The organism is Protofrankia sp. CiP1_Cm_nod3 (genome assembly GCF_982290655.1).
On sequence record NZ_CEVIVD010000228.1, the window covers coordinates 1,917 to 5,358 of the forward strand.

General features: G+C 70.8%; 3 protein-coding genes. All 3 read left to right on the forward strand.

Features of this window, described 5'->3' with window-relative positions:
• Positions 1–658: 658 nt before the first annotated feature.
• The 3 genes from AC5LUJ_RS23215 (at position 659) to AC5LUJ_RS23225 (ending at position 3,304) form a co-directional block, all read left to right on the forward strand.
• Complete coding sequence (locus AC5LUJ_RS23215) at positions 659–1,588, forward strand: alpha/beta hydrolase family protein (protein WP_250285974.1); 930 nt, start codon at positions 659–661, stop codon at positions 1,586–1,588.
• Positions 1,589–1,834: 246 nt separating this feature from the next.
• Positions 1,835–2,548 (forward strand): MBL fold metallo-hydrolase, encoded by a 714-nt coding sequence (locus AC5LUJ_RS23220; RefSeq protein ID WP_493465773.1) that lies wholly within the window; start codon positions 1,835–1,837, stop codon positions 2,546–2,548.
• Between the two features lie 123 nt (positions 2,549–2,671).
• Positions 2,672–3,304 (forward strand): ATP-dependent Clp protease proteolytic subunit, encoded by a 633-nt coding sequence (locus AC5LUJ_RS23225; RefSeq protein WP_250285971.1) that lies wholly within the window; start codon positions 2,672–2,674, stop codon positions 3,302–3,304.
• The last annotated feature ends 138 nt before the right edge of the window (positions 3,305–3,442 follow it).

Sequence of the window (3,442 nt, forward strand, 5' to 3'; positions counted from 1 at the left end):
CTGGCGGCGAGCCGCTGTCAGCCGGGCCGGCCGAGAAACGGTGCGACGGACAGCGATGCCCGCCTGTCTTCACAGCTCATGATCCCATTCCGGAAATCGCCCATCAGGCTCGTCGAACGCTCCTCCTTCGAGCGGCCCACCGTGTAGGTGACTTCCGTCGTCCCAACAGCGGTTTCCACCTACGGCGGCTGAGGCCGTCGGTGGAAACCGTCGTTCCGACAACGGTTTCCACCGACAGCCGACGGGCGCCGGCCGAGGCCGTAGGTGACTTCCGTCGTTCCCGACAGCGGTTTCCGCCTACGGCTGGGTGGCGTGGGTGTCAGGCCTCCTGGAGTGGCCGTGAGCGGCCGTTTTCACTGGAGATGGGGCCCGAACCGCGCTGGATGCCGGTGGTGCGTGGTGGCAATCGCGTCATTGGTTCTGGCAATCGTGCCGTCGGTTTCCGCCCGTCCGGTTGTGGCCCCTGACCGCGGTCGCCTACCGTGCAGGACGTGAACCCGCACGGGGCGAAGCGCCTGATCACAGGTCATGGCGGCGTCTCGTCCGACCGGAATCCCGGCACAGCCTGACCGTCGCTGGCAGCTGACCGTCACTGGCGGCCGGCCGCGGCACGACGGCCGGTTTCCCATGGCCGATTCCACGCTGATGAGGGGCTTACATGTCCGTACGTGGGACCGATGGTAACGCCGCCACCGACAGCCCGGCCGGGCAGCCGCCGGAGCTGGTGACGCCGGAAGCGATTCATGTCACGACCGGCGACAACGTGACCTTCGTGATCCGGCTGCTCGAGCACGAGGACCCGACCGTCCCGGTCGTGCTGATCCTGCCGGCCATGGGGATGAAGGCGAAGTTCTACCGGCCGCTGGCGAAGGCGCTGTCCACCGCCGGCCTGTCCGCCGCCACCTGCGACCTGCGGGCCCAGGGGGAAAGCACACCGGGCCTGCGCGAGCAGCCCGGCTTCGGCTACCGCGAGCTGCTGGAGGTGGATCTCCCGGCGGTGCTCGCGGCGCTGCGGGCGCGCCTGCCGCAGGCGCCGGTGTACCTGTTCGGGCACAGCCTCGGCGGCCAGCTCGCGCTGCTGTACACGGCTTCGGCGCCGAAGGAGATCGCTGGCGCCTGTGTGATCGCGACCAGCAGCGTCTACTGGCGGTCCTTCGCCCGCGGGCGCCGGCTCGTCGCGCTCTGGCAGGGGCAGGTCATCGGCCTGGTGTCCCGGATCCGCGGGTACTGGCCGGGCGGCATGGTGATCCCCGCACCGATGGCCGGCGGTGTGATGACCGACTGGGCCCGACACATCCGCAACGGCCGCTACCAGCCCCGCGGCAGCAAACGGGACTACAACGAGGCGCTGCGCACGTTCGACCTGCCGGTGCTGGTGATCTCGATAGCGGGCGACCCGCTCGGCCCGCGTCCCAACGTCGACTTCCTGTGCGGCAGGATGCGCGCCGCCCAGGTCACCCGCTGGCACATCGAGGACGGCTCCGGGGTGGCCGTCGACGACCACTTCGCCTGGATCAGAAGCAGCGGCGTCATCAGCTCCGCGGCCGCCGCCTGGATCACCAGGGGCGCCCTCCCCGCACAGGCGTGACAGCCTGTTCTCCAGGCTGGGCCCGTTCCCCGCGCCCGGGCGTCCGCACCGCGTGGGCACGGCGGGCACCGGGCTCCCGCCGGCCCCTGGCCCCTGGCCGCTGGCCCCTTGGCCGCTGGCCGCCGGCCGCTGTGCTCCAGCGCCGATCGCCGGGATCCGCCGGCCGCCGGATCCCGGCATGATGGCCGCGTGATGGCTGCGGGTGGCCAGCCGTCGCGGTGCCGGCCCCGGCCGTAGTCTGGGCCAATGGTCAACCGTCTGTACTTTCGTCAGTTGCTGTCCGGACGTGACTACGCGGTCGGCAACCCGGTGGCAACCCAGATGGTCAACTTCACCTACCTGATCGGGGACCAGGAGACCCGGGAGGCGGTGGTGATCGACCCGGCGTACGCGGTCGACGATCTTCTCTCGGTGCTGGCCGACGACGGGATGCGGCTGACCGGCGCCCTGGTCACCCATCACCATCCCGACCATGTCGGCGGCGCGATGTTCGGTTTCGTCCTGCCGGGCCTGCCGGAGCTGCTCGCCCGCGTCCAGGTCCCGGTACACGTGCAGCGGGACGAGAGCGAGTGGGTGCGACGCTCCACCGGCCTGTCCGCCACCGACCTCGTCGGCCACGACCACGACGACGTGCTCGACGTCGGCGCCGTGCCCATCCGCCTGCTGCACACCCCCGGACACACCCCGGGCAGCCAGTGCTTCCTGGTGGACGGCCGGCTCGTCGCCGGCGACACGCTCTTCCTGGAAGGCTGCGGACGCACCGACTTCCCCGGCGGCGACCCCGACGCCATGTACGCGAGCCTGCAGCAGCTGGCCGCGCTGCCCGACGACACCGTCGTCTACCCCGGCCACTTCTACTCGGCGCGGCCCAGCGCGCCGATGTCGACGGTGCGCGGCGGCAACGCGGTGTTCCGCCCCCGTTCCGTCGAACAGTGGCGGGCCTTCTTCGGCGGTGGATGACCACGCCCGCCGCCCGTATGCTCGACCACCCGTCCCGGCCCTGACCGCGCGGGCGTGCCCCCACCGGCCTCCGCGGCCGCGCGGCACCACCCGGCCGAACCGAGAGAACCGAGAGAGAAGCACATGACACGCACCGCTGTGAACCGTTACGTCCTGCCCAACATCATCGAACGCACCTCCCGCGGCGAATACGGGATGGACCCCTACTCCAAGCTGCTGAAGGAACGCATCATCTTCCTCGGCACGCAGATCGACGACGTTTCCGCGAACGACATCATGGCGCAGCTGCTCTACCTCGAGGGCGAGGACGCCGACCGCGACATCTCGCTCTACATCAACTCCCCGGGCGGCTCGTTCACCGCGCTGATGGCGATCTACGACACGCTGCAGTTCGTCCGGCCCGACATCCAGACCCTCTGCCTCGGGCAGGCTGTCTCCGGGGCGGCCGTCCTGCTCGCGGCCGGGACACCCGGCAAGCGGTTCGCCCTCGGCAACAGCCGGATCCTGCTCGACCAGCCGTCCAGTCAGAGCCAGGGGCAGTCGAGCGACCTGGAGATCCACGCCCGGGAGATCCTGCGGATGCGGGAGCTGCTGGAGACGATCCTCGCCCGACACACCAACCGGAGCCCCGACCAGATCCGCCGGGACGTCGAACGCGACAAGATCCTCGACGCGAACGAGGCGGTCGAGTACGGCCTCGTCGACGAGGTCATCCAGAGCCGGAAGAACTCGCTGCGACAGGCCGCCTCCGAATAGCGGCACGGTACGTACGGGGCCGCGGCGCGGCGCTCCGCCGCCTACCGCGCCACCCGCCGCCCTACCGCATTTTCGGGACCGGGCCCCGCGCCGCCCGGCGGCGTTCCGGGGCGTCACAGCGGCTCCGTGACGCTGGCT